Here is a 17,718-nt window from a genome sequence, read left to right as displayed (position 1 = left end):
CGGGAATATCAAAAAAAGGGAAGTGAGTTTCTTCCATCCCGCCATTAGGTATCACCTTTCCTTGTGGAATCTTTCGTATGTAACATTTCAGGCCGGCGATTTATCTTGTTCCACGGTTTTCGGATAACCGCCGCAATAAAGTCCCTCCAGGTTAGGGGGGATAAGGGAGCAAGGTAGGGTACGCTAAAGGACTCCAACCGCGAAAGATACAAAACAATCGCAATCGTAGACAAAATAAATCCGTACATGCCCAGTACCGACGAACAAATCAATACAAAAAATCGGATGATGCTAACCGAACCCACAAGCGATTGATTGACCAATGTAAAACTTGAAACTACGGTTATGGCCGCTACGACAAGTAAAGTCGTTGAGGCAAGACCGGCACGAATTGCTGCATCCCCAACCACAATTCCTCCAACAACGGCTACCGTTTGGCCAACCGCTTTCGGCAGTCTCTCTCCGGCTTCTCGGAAGAGCTCGAACATCGAGATCATTAAAAAAGCCTCTATGGCCCCATTCATAGGTAGCCCTATTCTTGATATCGCGATCGTGGCTACAAGCGGGTACGGTATTTGTTCTACATTATAAGATGAAAGAGCAATCCAAAAACCCGGCAGAAGCAATGACACTACAAGCCCCGCTAGACGCAAAAACATTCCCAACGTAGCATAATAAAACGGGAAATAGGCATCTTCAGGTGACTTTAATAACAGTGTTAAATTAGCCGGTCCAATAACAGCATGAGGGGCCCCATCGACAATAATGGCGAATCGTCCGTGTAGGAGACAGTCTGCCACATAATCGGGGCGACCGGAATAATCCAACAAAGGAAATAAGGTAAACGAATAATCGGAAATGATTTTTTCCAATTGACTGCTTCCCATTAAGACGTCTATGTCAATATGTTGTAAGCGGTTTTTCGCCTCCTTCACAATGTCAGGCTGAATGATATCTTCGATGTAGAGCAAAGCGACTTTGCTATTGCTCCTTTTTCCAATCGTAAATTGTTCATAGCAAAGAGAATTGGTGCGAAGGCGTTTTCGTATCAAGGCCACGTTGGTTGTTACTTCTTCCACAAAGCCGTCTTTCGGCCCTTTTATGGATATTTCTGAACTTGATTCCGAAGGGCTTCGATGAGGGGGAGAAGCAATATCCAGTGCATAGACAGCATTCAGCTTTGAAAAATAAATAAGGAGTTGACCAGAAAATACGCGTGTTATCATATCGCCGGTCTGATCGGTTGGGGTTAATTCCAGCCTTTTATCGAACTCCATGCCGGGTTTCGAATGATTGAGCATACTTTCCAATCTCGGAAGCACATATTCGTTAATTTGCTGCATATCCGCCAAACCTTCGCAATAGATAAGGTGTACCGTTTGCAAAGATTCAGCATCGCCGAAGTCATACTTATCCATCTTCACATCCGCGCAATGACGAAATAATGAGCGAAACCGCTCTGGTGACCATTCGTCCTTTTGGGGCATGGCGACAGATGGTTCTAAAGAGGGCGTATTCTTTGTTCCATTCTTCAATAGGGAGTTCCAAAACCAGCGAAATTTCATTGTCGACTCACCCCCGTTTTGTTTTTCACGAGCACAGCTATAAACAACAAAAGTGATACGCCTACAACCAATCCTAATGACAAAGGTAAATAGACATGTTTCAAGAAACTGGCATACTGCATGTCGCTAATGGGCAGTTCAACAAGGAAGACCATGACGATACCGAGTATCGTTAGCCAAATAAGCCTCATGTTCTTATTCTGACTTGCTGGCAATAAATCAATAAGTAAAAGGAGCGCGATGGAAATTCGGACAAAAGCTCCTGATAGCCACTGATAAATAGATAAGAAATCGACATGACGAATATATTTTCCAACCTGTACGAGACGCCATTCTTCATAAGCCGGGTATCGCAGTTTGGCTGCTTCAAAAGGTCCAAATTCGGCGATTGCACCCGTAACGGGTCCAAATACCAATATAACCAAGAAGATGGCCAATAAACATAACGACCATGGACGAATGTTCGATTTCATTCGATGTTGAAAGAGCAGAATTATAATTAATTCTACAAGTCCGCCCCCTACATACATACATCCTTTGAGGACGGGCTCCACTCCATGTTCCATGACGGGTGTCAATAAGGAGTAATTTTTCTTGGGAAGATTGGCGCTCATGACGAAGTCCCCAAATACCACCACGAATGGCAGCAAAATGCCCGATGAAATTGCGATCGATCGAATTCCGGATTGAGCGGCAACACAACATAAAAGAACCAATGAAGCGGATAAAACCAGTTGTGGCGTATTTGGCAAGTAGGATGCGTGCGTCCAAACGGTTGTATCTTTCACCGTCAAAACCATAAGCAAAAAAAGATAAGCAATGAAAAAAGTCCGAAACGATACGCTTATCACCGTTCCGTAATTTTCGCGCAACCAAACCGCGATTGGTTGTTGTTTTGTTTTTTTTATGATGTAGTAAAGAAGGAGCGTCCAAATTATATATGGCAAAATCACAGCCAAAATACTTAACCACGCGTCTCTTTTCGCCTCTTGCAGCAAGGAGGGAATAACCATGACATGGTTCATTAACCCTACCGCTAGGGCGATAATTGAAAACAATGGGATTGTACCAATGGTGGAACCTGTTTTATTAACCATAACGGATAGTCCCCTCAACATCAAATGGTTCCTTCTGTTTAAGCTTGTTATCTAAAACGGGAGGAATCCATGAACTTAATATACATTCATTCCCACAAATCCTGGTATTATTCTGAGATCAAACAAGTTGCAAACAGGACAGCTTCATTTTTAAACTGCAGAATGCCTAGACCAGGTGATTTCAAGATAGAATGTGAAGCTGTAAATGATTCGATTGAAGAGTTGAAACCTTAGATGAGATGGGCCCAAGAAAAGCATTCCGAGTATAATTCAGAACTTGGGATAAGAGAAAACATTTATTAAGTTCCTAAGTAGAGAAAACCTAAGGCTACTTATATTTTTGAAGGATACCGGGCAATTTATAGCCTCCTCAAGCTTACACAGCATTGATTTGGAGGTTCGAAAGTTGAAATCGGGTACTGGATTGATACAAGGCATAGTGCGAAGGTTACATGACTAAAGCTGTACAAGATGTCACTGGTTTTTCCTTTAATCACCAGAATCCAAATCGATTAAGGATACGTTGTGATACTAAAAACACTAAAATCAAGATGATTCCCGAGAGTTTGAAGTTTGACTTGGAAGGTGTTATTAGTAATGAAGATCTGTCTGTTGATGGAAGCGAATAAAGGGCCACGAACATTTATGCAATAGTAAAGTAGTGTCTGAACATTTCTAGGCGTTTAAACTGAATTCGTTATCTTTTCGCATTTGCTAGTTCACTAACGAATGCCCGTTTTAATATGGAGTTGAATCCACTGGAAAAACTTATCATATCGCTATCAGGAATGACTATAACTTGAGGGCATCCGTCATTATTCTGTCTTTTACAAATAAAGCCATTAACATTCAATTTCTAAATTATATATTTGGATCCGTTCATATGACTGCATTATAAAAAACTAAAGCAGTAATATTGAAGGGTATGCGGATTAGTTTGACACAGAGCATTAAGGAATGTAGAATCGGTTTAAATAGTAGTTTTTATAATTACCACTAATTTATTGAAGGTATATTAGCTAATTAGTAATTTATATATTTTTGAAAGGGAATTTCTTGTGAAAGATGAATTGGGGAAAACTGGGATACTGGTAACACCAGTTTCAGGTGAGAGGCATATTGAATAAATGATAGAACAAGCTTTAATCTTTGATCCTTGGTGAGAAGGTGATTCTAATACCTCATAGAGTCCTTAAGTGAAACTTCGTTTTTTTCAAGTCTTTATGCTGCCGAAGATATTGATTGTGTATAAAATAATTATTATAAGGAGTTTACAATGGAATTGTTAAAACGTTTCTTTTCTTATTACAAGCCTTTTAAATGGCTCTTTATTATTGACTTTTGCTGTGCTGTTTTTGTGGGTGTTTTGGAACTTGCCTTTCCTGTTGCGGTCAACCAGGTCATCGATCGCTTATTGCCACAAGGGGAATGGAAAATTATTATTTGGGCTTGTTTAGGTCTGTTATTGGTCTACGGGCTTAACACATTTCTCCAATATGTCGTCACCTACTGGGGACACAAGTTGGGGATCAATATTGAGACAAAAATGCGGGAAAAGCTTTTTAATCATATGCAAAAGCTTTCATTTGGTTACTACGATAATAATAAAACAGGTCATTCGATCTCAAGGCTAACAAAAGATCTTGAAGAAATTGGTGAAGTCGCCCACCATGGTCCGGAAGATATTTTTGTCGCTGTTATGACCCTTGTAGGTACATTTACTATTATGTTGGGGATTCAATGGAAGTTAGCTGTTCTTTCATTTATTGTCATTCCTTTATTAATGGTTTTTGCCATTTACTTTAATAAAAAGATGACAGTTGTATTTCGTACAATGTTTGGTGACATAGGAGAAATTAATTCTCGTGTGGAAGATAGCCTCGGTGGTATTCGAGTTGTGCAGGCTTTTGCCAATGAAAAATACGAGAACAAAAAGTTTGCCAAAAACAATGAGAAGTATCGTCAAACCAAATTACAATCTTACAAAATTATGGCTCAGAATATTATGGCGAATTATATGCTTATGAGGGTTGTGACCTTATTTACGCTTCTATTCGGAACATGGTTTGTCATTAGTGGAAGTTTGACATATGGCGAGTTTGTGGCATTTATTTTATTTTCGAATATTTTATTAGGTCCAATCCAAAAGATTAATGCAGTGATTGAGAGTTATCCAAAAGGAATTGCTGGATTTAAACGTTATACGGAAGTCTTAGATACAGATCCTGATATCCAAGACAGTTCGAATGCCAAAGCACTTGATGTGAACGGTGTGATTGAATACGAGAATGTATCATTTGGTTATACTGAACAAGAGAAGATTCTAGATAATATCAGTTTATCAATTCTTCCAGGAGAGACGGTTGCATTTGTTGGTCCTTCAGGAGCTGGAAAAACGACACTGTGCAGTTTGCTGCCTCGTTTCTACGAGGTGACGGAAGGTAAAATTATGATTGATGGACACAATATTAAAGATTTTACACTTGAATCGTTACGAAGCCAAATTGGGATAGTCCAGCAAGATGTTTTTTTATTCTCTGGCACAATCCGTGAAAATATAGCTTACGGAAAGCTGGATGCAACCGATGAAGAGATCTATGAAGCGGCCAGAAAGGCCCAACTTGATGATTTTCTTCGTTCACAGCCGGATGGACTTAATACGGTTATTGGAGAACGTGGTGTAAAACTATCGGGTGGTCAAAAGCAAAGACTATCGATTGCGCGTATGTTTCTAAAGAACCCACCAATCTTAATATTGGATGAAGCTACTTCAGCTCTAGATACAGAAACAGAGATTGCGATTCAAGCGTCATTAGCGTCATTGTCAAAAGGCCGGACAACGTTAGTTATCGCACATCGCCTTGCTACGATAAAAAATGCTGATCGCATTGTTGTCGTGACAAGGGAGGGAATTGCAGAACAAGGAAGGCATGAGGAATTACTGGGTCAAGCAGGCATATATAGCCGTCTTCATGAAGCACAATTTTCGCAGTAATTTGTTTGGTCTGTTGTAACTATAGATTTTTTTCAAGAGGTTCAGTCGATGAATGATGTGGAGAGCGTAAATATTCGTCTGAATTTCTTTTTTTATTATGCAATGCTTTTTCGATGTTAAAAAATTTAAGAGGAAGAAGGAAATGGATTGTTAAATATTTTCCACTCGGGCAAAAGCAGAATGGGTTTGTAACAATCTATTTTGGATCAGTATTCTTTTCAAAGACAATCCAAGCATCGTGTAGCACAGATAAAAATGCCCGACTGTTCGATTTGAAAGAGTTGCCATAGACGGCTATTTGTCTTGTCTTCCTAAATGATACGCTTTTTTATAGTTCTGGCTTACCATTTATATCTTCTATATCGAGTGCCTGAACTTTCTAGGCATTCAAACTGAACTCGTTATCTTTTCGCATTTGCTAATTCATTTAATGCGACTAAACGAACAAATGCCCGTTTTTATATGGAGTTGAAGATACTGTGAAAATTGACTAAGCAGTTACCAGGAATGCCCATAACCTAAAGGGTATCCTCCACTCAGTTTTTCTTTCTGATCTTAAATGATATTGCTTCATTTTCATCAATATTTTTATTCTTAAAAAAGGAACCGTTGAAATTCAATTTTCAAATTATTTATTTGAAGTCGTTCATGGTGACTGCATTATAAAACTAAAGCAATAATTGTTTATTCTAATTTATCAATTGAAAGGTATCCGGATTCAAACAAAAATTGGAAAATTTTATTGAATGAAGTGTTTTACACAGAGCATTAAGGAATTTAGAATCAAGCCAACTGGTAATTTTTGTGGTTTCTATATATAATATTGAAGGTATATTAACTAATTGGTGATTTTTATATCCTTTGAGAGGAGATTTATTATGAAAGACGAATTGAAGAAAATTGGACTATCTGATTTAGAGGCCAGGTGTTATATTGTTCTCCATAAGGAATCGAATTTAACGGGTTATGAAGTTGCCAAGCGTGCATCTGTTTCGAGAGCGAATGTTTATGCAGCTTTAAAATCACTTTCAGATAAAGGTGGATGTCGTGTTATCGATGGGGATCCTGTTCGTTATGATGTCGTACCTATTGAAAAATTTATTAATCAATTAAAATCCAGTTTCAACAAAAGTGAAAAAATATTGAAAGAACAACTAAAAGAAACAAAACGAACAACATATGGTTTTTATAATCTGCAAGATATAGATCAAATCAAAATGGTCCTGCAACGAATGATTGCGAGTGCTAAAGATACGATTATCGCTGACTTTTTCCCCGAAGACTTATCTATAGTAAAATATGAATTGAGTAAAGCGGAAGCCAAAGGTATATCTGTCATTTTAGTTACTTTCGATAATGATGAGGCTGGTTTAAAAAATGTATTTTTAGATAAACGTATCAATAAATGGCCGCATTCAGCCGTTCGTAATTTTTCAATTATCGTTGATGGGAATTCTGCTTTAATTGGAGGTATTCAGGGTGATTTGAAGGCATCTGCAATGGAAACAGAGCATCCAGCGATTATCGAACTCTTGGAGTCTGCCTTTTATCATGATGTCATCATGAGCCAAATTGAAAAGGACTTTGGAGATCAGTTAACAAATAAATATGGCAAAGATTTTGAGATGATCTTGAATAATCTAAAATCAATTACTGATAGAGAATAATGAGGTCGGTTATGGTAATAACGCACCATTAAGAATTAAAAAACTTATACTACCTGAGGTACTAAGAGTTGGAGACTTGAAACCAAAAATTTCGAGAACTTATTTTGACGCAAATGAGAATGATTTATTTTTGGCCATATCTGAAACGGGATAATGGCGGTCAGTAGATCGAGGAGATGGTATTCGTGGGCAGATGATTAGGACTTGAACAAATATTGTAGCACAATCAAAAGACTCGGTCGACACATTTGTTAACCTTACCCTTTCAATATAGAAAAAACTTCCCACTGTGTTGTCCGGCTTGGTTCACGCAACAGCCACCAACCAAATTGTGTTCACCCCGAAGTAGACGGAAAGAGCAGTACCCGTCAGCATAAGATGTTAAAGAACCCCGCCGTTTTAATTGAACCGCACCCCAAATCTTGGACACATGATATAATCGTCTGAGGAGAAGGGGTGCGGTTTTTTACATTATGGTCAGATACAGCGAAGAGATACGAATACAAGTTGCAAAAGAAGTGCTTGAGGGCAGGCTTTCTGAGAATGAGGCAGCTCGGAAATACGGGATGAGCCACGTCACTGTCAATGAGTGGGTAGCCACGTACTCCAAGCATGGAGCTACGGGGTTATTGAAAAAACAAAAACATAGGACATTTACTGGAGAACAGAAACAATACATAGTAGAAGATATGCGTGAAAATCGGCTGAGTTATAAAGCGGCTGCAAAGAAGCATGATGTACCAGACAGATCGATCCGAAAGTGGGAACGGAGATATCTCAGTGAAGGGCCAGAAGCGCTCTATGCTGAGCGCAGAGGTCGTCGTCCGTCGGTTAAAGCGCGGACAGAAGAACTAGAGGCGAACACCAGCAGTATGGATGAACTCATTAAGGAGAATCAGCTCCTACGTACGGAGCTTGCTTACCTAAAAAAGTTGAAAGCCTTAGTTCAAGAAAAGGACGCATTACGAACGACGACAAAGCTCAAGTAATTTACGAGCTAAGGCATGAGTATAACGTGAAAGAGCTTGTCAAAATTGCGGGTATCCCTCGCAGCACATACTACTACCATGTAAAGAAATGGAGTAAGCCTGATAAGTACGCCACTGTAAAGACTGAAATGCTGCGTCTATTTAACGATGAGTTAAAGTGCCGTGCAGGGTATCGTACGATGACCAGGGAACTACGTAAAGCTTTACGAATCAACCACAAGACTGTACAACGCCTGATGAAGGAGTTAGGGCTTCATTGTATGGTGCGCAGGAAGAAATACAGGTCTTATAAGGGTGACGAGGGAAGGATAGCTCCTCATATCTTGAAAAGAGATTTTAGTGCCGTGGCACCCAATGAAAAGTGGGTTACCGATGTGACGGAATTCCACCTGTATGGGCAAAAAATATATCTCTCACCTATTATGGATCTGTATAACCGTGAAATTGTTAGCTACACGATATCCAGTAGACCCACCTTTTCTATGGTCACAGAGATGCTTGAAGAAGCCTTGAATAAGCTGCCGGAACAACATAATCTTGTTCTGCACTCTGATCAAGGATGGCAATACCAACAGAAACGCTACCAGTATATGCTCTCAGAGAGAGGAGTCATACAAAGTATGTCTCGCAGAGGAAATTGCCTGGATAACTCCTTAATGGAAAATTTCTTTGGGATCTTAAAGACCGAGCTTTTGTATATTCAGGAATTTGAATCCATTGAAGAATTCATCCAAGAATTACACCAGTATATTCACTATTACAATCACCGAAGAACCAAACAAAAACTTAGAGGACTGTCGCCGGTAGAATACCGCCTCCAGTCCTCTGCAGCTGCCTAAACCATATTGTGTCTAAATTTTTGGGGTCAGTTCAAATAAAACGGTGGGGTTCTCTTTTCTATTTATAGGGAAACTCCGTTCGATATAATGGGGTAATTCTGATAAGGAAACGGTTATCATGGATACTCTTTATGGATAAAACAAAGGAGGTGAATCATACTATGAGTATGAAAGCCAAACCCGATAACAATACCCGAAAGCATAGAACACTCGCGATCTAACAATCCTAATGATCAAGGAAAACTTAAAGCGCAGAAGTGAAACGGACATGCCAAGTTAAAACGTTGATAGCATAAACAATGCCTTTTTTGCAATTTTTATTTCGCTGCAGATATGGAAATCTTCGGCAGCGGCGGGGCTACACGCGTTTTAGTCGACTGCTCATATGCGCTGGCGATGCGGATAAGGCCGGATTCGTCAAACGCGCGTCCGAGGAATTCGATGTTTGCTGGCAGAGATGTACCCGTCTTGGATGCGGCATAGCCCATCGGCACGCCGATCGCCGGGAAGCCTGTGTTCTCGCTCCAGCGACTGAACAGTCCCGCCTGCTCGTTGCCGCTCAAGTCTGCGAGCTGAGCTGACGACGGGTAGGCAATAGCCGTGAGTCCATTCTTTGCCATCTCGTTTAATGTCCAGTCCTGCAGCGCGATACGCGTGGCAAGCGCCCGCTGATACTCGAGATTAGCATCCAGGCCTGCAGGATCTACCTTGATCTCGCGGTCATAGGATTCAAGGGTAAATTTGCTGTACTTGCCGGAGTAGAAAAGCTCTTTGAACGATTTGACTGGAACGTTGCTGCCCTGCTCCTGAAGGAATTCATCCACGTCCCTTTGGGACTCGAATGTAATGACAGATGAAGAACCGAGAAGTTTTTTGTCCGGTGCGCTAATTTCGACAACTTCTCCGCCAAGCGCCTCAATGTCTTGGGCCGCCTTGCGCAGCAAAGCTACGACAGGTCCATTCGGCTGGTCGCCCCAGATGGCGAGGCCGCCCGTTACGAGGCCGATTTTGACCCCTTTCAAGTCGCCGCTTTTGGCGAAATAGGCATAGCCCGCATGCGGCAATTTACCCACACTTCGCGCGGTAAGCGGATCGGCCTGGTCATAGCCCGCGATAAGGTCTAATCCGATGGCAACATCCTTAACATTAGCTGCCATTGGACCGGCAGCATCTTGCGTCACTGACCGAGGGAAGATGCCATTCTGGCTAACGAGGCCCATCGTTGCACGAATGGTGACCACGCCCGTCAATGCGGCGGGAATGCGTAGCGATCCGCCGGTATCCGTACCGATCGAAAGCGGCGCGTACTGTGCTGCCACCGCTACCGCGCTGCCGCCTGAAGAGCCGCCGACGGTGCGTTCAAGGTCATAAGGGTTTTTCATTGCACCTTGAAGGCTAGAAATGCCGTAGACAGCCGCGGCGAAATCATCTAGATTCGTCTTTGCGAGAATGATAGCGCCTTTATCTTCCAAACGATTAATGACAGTGCCCGACAGCAAACTCATCCATACAATCAAACAGAGCAGGTTGCGGGACTTCTTCACTGACACAACAACGGCCTCCAATTAATATTTGAATAATTATAAATTATTTGTTCCCTCATTTCACATCATGTATACCCGCTAAAAAAGAGAGAGGCTCCTTCACAAGGTGCCGCGGCTACATATAATCGTTATTTATAATGGGAGAGGTTCGTTAACGACAGGATCAAGCTGTAACCTTACGAGAACTCCCGCATGCACGAGCCCAGCCCCAAACCCGTACAATAAGGCTTGATTTCCCGCAAGGATTTTCCCACTCCGAATCCCTAGATCGAGTGAAAGGGGGATCGTTGACGACGATGTATTACCGAAGTGGGTCAGACTATGTAACGTACGTTCTAAAGGGAACTCCAGTTTCTCACAAAGCGGCTCAATCAGTCGCATATTCGCGCTATGGGGAATAAACCAGTCCACATCATTTATAGTCTGACTACTTTTGTTAATCAATTGATGAATCGAATCGGGAATGGTTCGCAATACCCAACGTAATACTTCCCTTCCGTTTTGGACAATGCAATTGTTGTCGCACAACTTCTGCTCGCCGAGTCTATTGGCAAGCCCTGTCCGATAAATATAGGCTCCCCCTCTGCCATCGGAGCCAACATGATGACTGACGAATCCCTCAAATTGGTCATCTCGTTCCACCAAAACGGCACCGGCGGCATCGCCAAACAAGACGCAGGTTGTACGATCCGAATAATCTGTAATTTTGGACAACGTTTCACCGGCAATGACCAGAACCTTCCTATGCAGTCCAGAAGCAATCAAGCCATGAGCCATGATGAGTCCATATGAAAATCCAGCGCAAGCGGCACTAATATCAATTGCACCAGCGTTTTGAATTAGAAAATGGGCTTGAATTAAGCAGGATACTGTGGGAAAAGGAAAATCTGGTGTTGTAGTGCAAACAATAATAAAATCTACATCCTCGATCGTCTTGTTATACCGAAAGATGAGATTCCTGACTGCGCTTATACAGAGATCGCTGGTGAATTCGTCTCGCTCAGCAATACGTCGTTCAAAAATGCCTGTCCGCTGTACGATCTATTCATGACTGGTATCCACCATGTTTTCCAAATCATCATTTGTCAGTTTTCGTTGGGGTACATACGTTCCAATGGCTGTAATACGTGAATGAAACACCAATAATCCCACCCTTCATGAAATCGTTACGAAATCGGAAATTTTTGTCGATATTCATGTAGTTCTTTATGAAAACGATAGAAAGGACTTGATAACATTTTTATATTCCGTTTAAATTTGGTTTTCCTTTTCCGATTATGCTGACACTCATGGAGTTGATCAATCTGTTTATCGATTTTTTCCCGTAGGGTTAGGATAAACCCGACCGCAATGTGAGATTTAGCCAACTCATGAAGATCGGCAGCAAGAGCATCACTCAAATTCTGAAGATCCGGAAGGTCTAACGACTTTGTCACATAAAAGACCTCTGGCGTAAAGTCCTCACGGTAATCTTGTCCCGGGACTTGCTCCCAAAAGGCATTCCATTCGCATAGTAGGCTGGTTTCATACAAAAAGAACTTTAAAAACCCGCATAACCATGCCGTACAACTTGTATTTCGTTTTTGGCATCCAATACCTTTGATAAGATGGTGACACCCTTGACAACAGGAACCTCCGTTGACGATACAAACGTTACAAATGGAATTGGACCCGATCTCATGTAACGCATGAATTCCCATTGTTATGACGGTTTGTCTGCTTACCTGCATGAAAGGTGTAGTCGATTCGCGAGAGGATGACGAATCTTGACGTGATGAGTACTTACTCGTAGAGCCCGGCATTCGCACCCACTCCTTTTGTTCTTTTTTAAAATCAAATAATCAGATATCTGAATATAATGGGTATTATACAGGAGTGGAAACCAAATCACAATCCATGCTTCGAAGCACCTTCTGTCCAGTGTTTTTGGGTTAAGTTGTGTTATGATATTCATACATTCAAAAGTATAACGATATTAGGAGGCGTTAGCCATGAATCAAAATATCCAACAGTTTAAAGCCGATTTTTTTAAGGCGCTGGCGCATCCCATGCGGATTCGAATCCTGGAGGTTCTAAGTGAGGGAGATAAAAACGTAAATGAGATACAGAGTATTTTAGGCTCAGAAGGTTCAGCCGTTTCTCAGCAGTTGGCGGTATTGAGAAATAAAAATGTGGTGACAGGCTTAAAAGATGGCACTTCTGTCATTTACTCGTTACGTGACCCGCTGATTAAAGACCTGCTCGCAGTCACAAAGCAGATTTTCGATAATCATCTCGTTGATGCCATTTCATTACTTGAGGTCATTCGAAATGAATCATAAACGTATAACAAGGGAATCCGTGTAACCACAGTGATCATCTTGTTTTTTTCGTTTTTCAATCGGAAACATGCTGAACGATGTTGGATTTTCACGATTGACATAGTTCGATGACAGGAGTAACATTTCACATATATTCAAATAATCAAATATATGAAGAAGAGAAGGTTGTTCAGATGAAATGGACGGGAAGATTTGAAGGATACCATGCAGCCGCATTCCGAAAGGATCTCATTTCAGGTCTCATTGTTGGCATTATCGCCATTCCATTAGGGATGGCGTTTGCTATTGCTTCTGGTGTGAAACCGGAATATGGCATTTATACCACCATCGTTGCCGGTATCTGTATTTCCTTGTTCGGTGGTTCTAAATTTCAAATTGGCGGCCCGACCGGTGCATTTATTCCAATCCTTTTCGCGATTGTAATGGAATACGGATACGAAAATTTATTGCTTGCGGGATTTTTGGCGGGAATTATTCTTGTTCTTATGGGGCTATTTAAACTCGGTGCGTTGATAAAGTTTATTCCTCGCCCAGTAACCATCGGATTTACCGCTGGAATTGCCGTCATAATCTTCAGCGGACAGATTGCCAACTTTTTAGGTTTGAGCGGTATCGAGAAACATGAGAATTTTCTGCCTAATATGAAGGAAATTGTGATGCATCTCACAACTACAAACCTCTTCAGTGTTATCACAGCAGTGGTTTGCTTGACTGTCATCCTCCTAACACCGAAATTTCTACCGAAAGTCCCTGGTTCCTTGGTGGGGCTTGTCGTATCCACTGTATTGGCGACCGTATTCTTTAAAGGGGAAGTAGCAACGATTGGATCGTCATTTGGAGCTATTCCAAGCACCCTACCCCATTTTCGTTTCCCTGATCTAACCTGGGATCGCATTGAAAGCTTGATTCGCCCCGCCTTTATTATTGCCATGTTGGGCGGCATCGAATCTTTATTATCGGCGGTTGTTGCCGATGGTATGACCGGAAGTCGTCATAACAGCAATCGGGAACTGATTGGGCAAGGCGTCGCCAATATGGTAACCCCTCTTTTTGGAGGTATACCAGCGACAGGTGCCATTGCACGAACAGCAACCAATATTAAAAACGGTGCGGTCTCACCTCTGTCGGGTATTATACATGGCATTGTAGTGTTGATGGTGCTCATTTTATTTGCACCTTACACATCGGAGATCCCACTTGCTAGTATGGCACCGATTCTGATGTTGGTTGCTTGGAACATGAGCGAACGAAAAGAATTCGCTCACGTCTTGAAAACCAAAACGAGCGATTCCCTTGTCCTCCTTCTTACTTTTTTGTTAACGGTCTTTACGAATTTAACGACTGCCGTTGAAGTCGGATTAATTTTGGCTGTTCTGCTGTTTGTGAAACGTATGAGTGACGGGTTACTGGTTTCCAAGGTCTTGCCTGACCCAACAGCAAAACATGAAAAAGTGAAAGCTCATATGGTAACAGAAGGCCACGATTGTCCACAAATCGGGATCTATACCATCGAAGGCCCCCTCTTTTTCGGCGCCGCGAACATGTTTGAAAAGTCCATTATGGATACGATTCATCTAAGGCCGAAAGTGTTACTGCTGCGCATGGGAAAAGTACCTTTTATGGATACGACGGGTGAATCTAATCTGTCCAGTTTGGTGAAACATTTCGGGAAATTTGGCGGGATTATTCTTGTATCCGGAATTCAATCTCAGCCTTTGGATGTATTGAAAAGAACAGGGTTGTATACGCTGATTGGGGCTGAGCATTTTTTTGGACATACCGGTGAAGCACTTAACTTCGCGCTATTGCAACTGGATTTGAATAAATGTCTAGGTTGTAAACATTTCGCTTTCCGTGAATGTGCGACGTTATCAAATAAGGAGACTCCAAAAGAAGTGACCAGCTTAAAGCCAGATCCAGCAAGGACATAGCCTATTCTCACTCAAAATCGCCCTAAAGACGAAATGAAGTGAGTGGCTATGCAACTCGCACTTCAGCAATACAGAATAAATGTTTTATTAGATCATGGCTCATCCGCTGCGATTGCAGATTTTGGAGTTACTCTGTGAAGGACCGAAAAGTGTCAATAAGCTTCAATCGCGTTTACAAAGTCAAGGTTCAATAGTATCCCAACATTTGGGTGTTTTAAATTAAAACATCTCGTAATAGGAATGAAAGCTGGAACTCGTGTTGTTTATTCTGGACTGACCCCATAACGTGAGACAAATTAAAAACACCTTCAAGAGAATGCAACCATGTCGTAAGATATGGGGACAACTTTGGAGGTGTTTTTGCGTTGGCAACAAGAGTCAGCTATCCAGTAGAAGTGAAAAAGAAAGCTATTGAAATGAGGTTGGACGGCATTCCAGTGAAAGAAGTCATGGAGCAACTGAACATACGAAATAAGACACAAGTGGAGACCTGGATGAGATGGTATCGCAGTGGCCAATGGAACCGGTTGGAGCAGCCTGTCGGTAAACAATACAGCTACGGTAAAGGCCCAGAATATACATCAGAACTCGAGAAGGTACAGGCGGAAAATCGGTTTCTGAAGCAACAATTAGATCTGCTAAAAAAGTTCGTGGAAATGCAAAGGAGGTGTCGCCAAAGGTTGTAGTGGAGTGGGTTGAGTCCGTTCGAGGAGAAGTCAGTGTAACTCAAGCGTGTGCATGGATCGGGCTTTCTCGCTCCACCTACTATCGCTGGAAGGACGCCCACGAGAACCCATGTAAAGATCGCATGGTAGAGAAGATTCGTGAACTCTGTAGTCAGCATAAATTTCGTTATGGATACCGAAAGATCACGGCTCTGCTTCGGATGGAGCATAAGATTAACCATAAACGCGTACAGCGGATTATGCAGCGCGAGGGGCTCCAATGTCGTGTCAAAGTGAAGAAACGCAAACCTACAGGGCAGCCAGCTTATATCGCAGAACACTTGTTAAAGCGCCAATTTGAAGCCGATGCCCCCATGCAAAAACTCGTTACAGATATTACGTATTTGCCGTTTGGTGGAAAAACGTTATACCTGTCGAGTATCTTGGACTTGTTTAACGGAGAGATTGTGGCGTACAGTATTTCTGACAAGCAAGACACCGGGTTTGTCCTGGACACGCTGGGTCAGCTGCCCACTCTGCCGGGCACCATGCTCCATAGCGATCAGGGCAGCGTCTACACATCTCAGGCCTATCAAGAAGCTGTAAAGGGAAAAGGCATTACCATGAGCATGTCCCGCAAGGGTACGCCCGCTGATAATGCCCCCATTGAATCGTTTCATTCCACGCTAAAGTCTGAAACGTTCTATCTCGAAGGTTTAACCTGTACGACGACGGCCATCGTCGAGCAGACCGTTCGAGACTACATTACTTACTATAACTCAATTCGCATTCAAACAAAACTAAACAACCAGTCGCCGCTTCATTTCCGGCAACTGGCTGCTTAAACTTGCAAGGTGTTTTGATCCCCGTCTCACAAACAGGGGGCAGTCCCAAACCGCTGATTATGCGGCTTTATATATTTATGTTATCAAGATCTTGTCAAAACACAATGACAAGAACTTGATAACATTCCCGACAGATGACAAGAACATTGTTACATTCCGATATGATCTAATCGATGACTGCAAATAAAAGAAGCTAACAGGCAGGATAGTTTGATAACTGTATGGGCAAAATGGGCAAAAAAGCCAAAAATAAAAGAGGATATTTCTCATTTGGTGGAGATGTATTATTTTGATGTGGGCCAAAGGGGGTAATCAACTTTTCAATATTGGATGGTGTTAATGCACCCAGCGATGAGTCACAAACTAACTGACAGTGAAGTTTCGTCAATACAAGTAATTCGTTTAAAGGGCACAGATAATTCAAGGATTGTCAGAATGACAGATGGATATGACGATAGGATTATTCGAAGGCTTATTAATTGGATTAATACTTCAAGTTCAAGCGAACAGGTAACCGAGTTAGAAGCTGATGTCGGGGGACAAGAACTAGTCCCATTGAAAGTCGCTAACTTAGCGGCTTTTTTGATTTATCGGTACAAGTTCTTGTCCCGAGTGGTCGACAATCAACAACCACAGCCAGATGTGGAAGAAGTAACTGAATGTAATTTTTTCAATTTAGAGGATTTGCCTAGGCCGATTAGTGATTTTACTATTTCACGTATAAAGGATGCTTTTAATACAAGTAGTTTTGGCAGTTGGCTTTTCGATTCAGGATATCAAATCCATGATCTCTAGAAACGGAATGTCGAAGGAGGAGCATGTGAGCCTGGTACAAAATAAAATTGCGCAAATTGAAGCGGCTCAGCAAAAATTAAATGAATCCAAGCAGAGCCTGCATGACATCCTTAACTCAGGCATTTCTTGTGAAAGAGGATTTGGAAAATATTAATGAATATTAGCAATGTCTTGCTAAATGGGAAATGTTATTTAAATAATTCAACTAACAGCGGGTCAAATGATCGACTGCTTTTTTCTTTCTTTAAGATTCAGACCGGGGCATCATTTTCTGTGGCGAAGTTGATTACTTATTTTGCCCTGCAGCAAGGAATCCATCTCATCCTCCTTGTACGCTCCAAGCATTCTGGTGAACATTTGGAAAGGGAACTGCCTGGTGAAAATGCGATCGCAAATGACGTTGATAGTTGGCCCCAGCGCTAAAATGATTGTCTGAAAATAGGGTTTGTAATCTGGATTACAGAA

Annotated in this window: 13 protein-coding genes and 1 pseudogene; 10 read left to right on the top strand and 4 right to left on the bottom strand. The window is 41.8% G+C overall.

What is annotated here, in order from left to right:
• Positions 1 to 44: 44 nt before the first annotated feature.
• Together MKY82_RS30375 and MKY82_RS30370 are read right to left on the bottom strand one after the other, a co-directional pair.
• Positions 45 to 1,565 (bottom strand): spore germination protein, encoded by a 1,521-nt coding sequence (locus tag MKY82_RS30375; RefSeq protein WP_339220118.1) that lies wholly within the window; start codon positions 1,563 to 1,565, stop codon positions 45 to 47.
• Complete coding sequence (locus MKY82_RS30370; protein WP_339220116.1) at positions 1,562 to 2,662, bottom strand: endospore germination permease; 1,101 nt, start codon at positions 2,660 to 2,662, stop codon at positions 1,562 to 1,564. The genes MKY82_RS30375 and MKY82_RS30370 overlap by 4 nt, the downstream gene beginning before the upstream one ends.
• Before the next feature lie 452 nt (positions 2,663 to 3,114).
• On the opposite strand from MKY82_RS30370, the gene MKY82_RS30365 reads away from it, so the two are divergent.
• From MKY82_RS30365 to MKY82_RS30350, 4 genes are all read left to right on the top strand, one after another.
• On the top strand, positions 3,115 to 3,291 hold the full coding sequence (locus MKY82_RS30365; protein WP_339220114.1) for a hypothetical protein: 177 nt from the start codon (positions 3,115 to 3,117) through the stop codon (positions 3,289 to 3,291).
• 653 nt (positions 3,292 to 3,944) lie between these two features.
• Complete coding sequence (locus MKY82_RS30360; RefSeq protein WP_339296729.1) at positions 3,945 to 5,657, top strand: ABC transporter ATP-binding protein; 1,713 nt, start codon at positions 3,945 to 3,947, stop codon at positions 5,655 to 5,657.
• 878 nt (positions 5,658 to 6,535) lie between these two features.
• Positions 6,536 to 7,324: a helix-turn-helix domain-containing protein gene (locus tag MKY82_RS30355; protein WP_339220112.1), complete on the top strand. Its 789-nt coding sequence runs from the start codon at positions 6,536 to 6,538 to the stop codon at positions 7,322 to 7,324.
• A 473-nt stretch (positions 7,325 to 7,797) separates the two neighbouring features.
• Positions 7,798 to 9,152, top strand: a protein-coding gene (locus MKY82_RS30350) for an IS3 family transposase (protein WP_339220110.1) whose coding sequence is annotated in 2 segments (ribosomal slippage) — positions 7,798 to 8,248 and positions 8,248 to 9,152 — 1,356 coding nt in all. Because the reading frame shifts where the segments join, the coding sequence is not laid out codon by codon here.
• A gap of 317 nt (positions 9,153 to 9,469) precedes the next feature.
• On the opposite strand, the gene MKY82_RS30345 is transcribed toward MKY82_RS30350, so the two are convergent.
• Together MKY82_RS30345 and MKY82_RS30340 are read right to left on the bottom strand one after the other, a co-directional pair.
• Complete coding sequence (locus MKY82_RS30345; RefSeq protein ID WP_339224614.1) at positions 9,470 to 10,657, bottom strand: amidase family protein; 1,188 nt, start codon at positions 10,655 to 10,657, stop codon at positions 9,470 to 9,472.
• 171 nt (positions 10,658 to 10,828) lie between these two features.
• Positions 10,829 to 11,839: pseudogene (locus tag MKY82_RS30340) on the bottom strand (ketoacyl-ACP synthase III).
• 848 nt (positions 11,840 to 12,687) lie between these two features.
• Between MKY82_RS30340 and MKY82_RS30335 the strand changes: the two are divergent.
• From MKY82_RS30335 to MKY82_RS30310, 6 genes are all read left to right on the top strand, one after another.
• Positions 12,688 to 13,017: a metalloregulator ArsR/SmtB family transcription factor gene (locus MKY82_RS30335; RefSeq protein ID WP_036684721.1), complete on the top strand. Its 330-nt coding sequence runs from the start codon at positions 12,688 to 12,690 to the stop codon at positions 13,015 to 13,017.
• A 173-nt stretch (positions 13,018 to 13,190) separates the two neighbouring features.
• The gene (sulP, locus tag MKY82_RS30330; protein ID WP_339224612.1) at positions 13,191 to 14,948 is read left to right on the top strand and encodes a sulfate permease; all 1,758 of its coding nucleotides are present in this window, start codon (positions 13,191 to 13,193) and stop codon (positions 14,946 to 14,948) included.
• A gap of 365 nt (positions 14,949 to 15,313) precedes the next feature.
• A protein-coding gene (locus MKY82_RS30325; RefSeq protein WP_339220106.1) for an IS3 family transposase occupies positions 15,314 to 16,458 on the top strand; the annotation gives its coding sequence in 2 pieces (ribosomal slippage) (positions 15,314 to 15,587 and positions 15,587 to 16,458; 1,146 coding nt in all).
• A 435-nt stretch (positions 16,459 to 16,893) separates the two neighbouring features.
• On the top strand, positions 16,894 to 17,253 hold the full coding sequence (locus tag MKY82_RS30320; protein ID WP_162487578.1) for a hypothetical protein: 360 nt from the start codon (positions 16,894 to 16,896) through the stop codon (positions 17,251 to 17,253).
• Positions 17,186 to 17,407 carry a MerR family DNA-binding protein gene (locus MKY82_RS30315; protein ID WP_074961847.1) on the top strand — a complete coding sequence of 74 codons (222 nt, stop codon included), beginning with the start codon at positions 17,186 to 17,188 and terminating at the stop codon, positions 17,405 to 17,407. Before MKY82_RS30320 ends, MKY82_RS30315 begins: the two co-directional genes overlap by 68 nt.
• Entirely contained in the window at positions 17,407 to 17,676 is a 270-nt protein-coding gene (locus MKY82_RS30310; RefSeq protein ID WP_071220721.1) for a hypothetical protein, read from the top strand. The genes MKY82_RS30315 and MKY82_RS30310 overlap by 1 nt, the downstream gene beginning before the upstream one ends.
• Positions 17,677 to 17,718 lie beyond the last annotated feature (42 nt).

Source organism: Paenibacillus sp. FSL W7-1279, from assembly GCF_037969845.1.
Classification (GTDB): Bacteria; Bacillota; Bacilli; order Paenibacillales; family Paenibacillaceae; genus Paenibacillus_AQ.
Note: the sequence above shows the minus strand (reverse complement) of the source record. Positions and strands in the feature narration are given on the sequence as shown.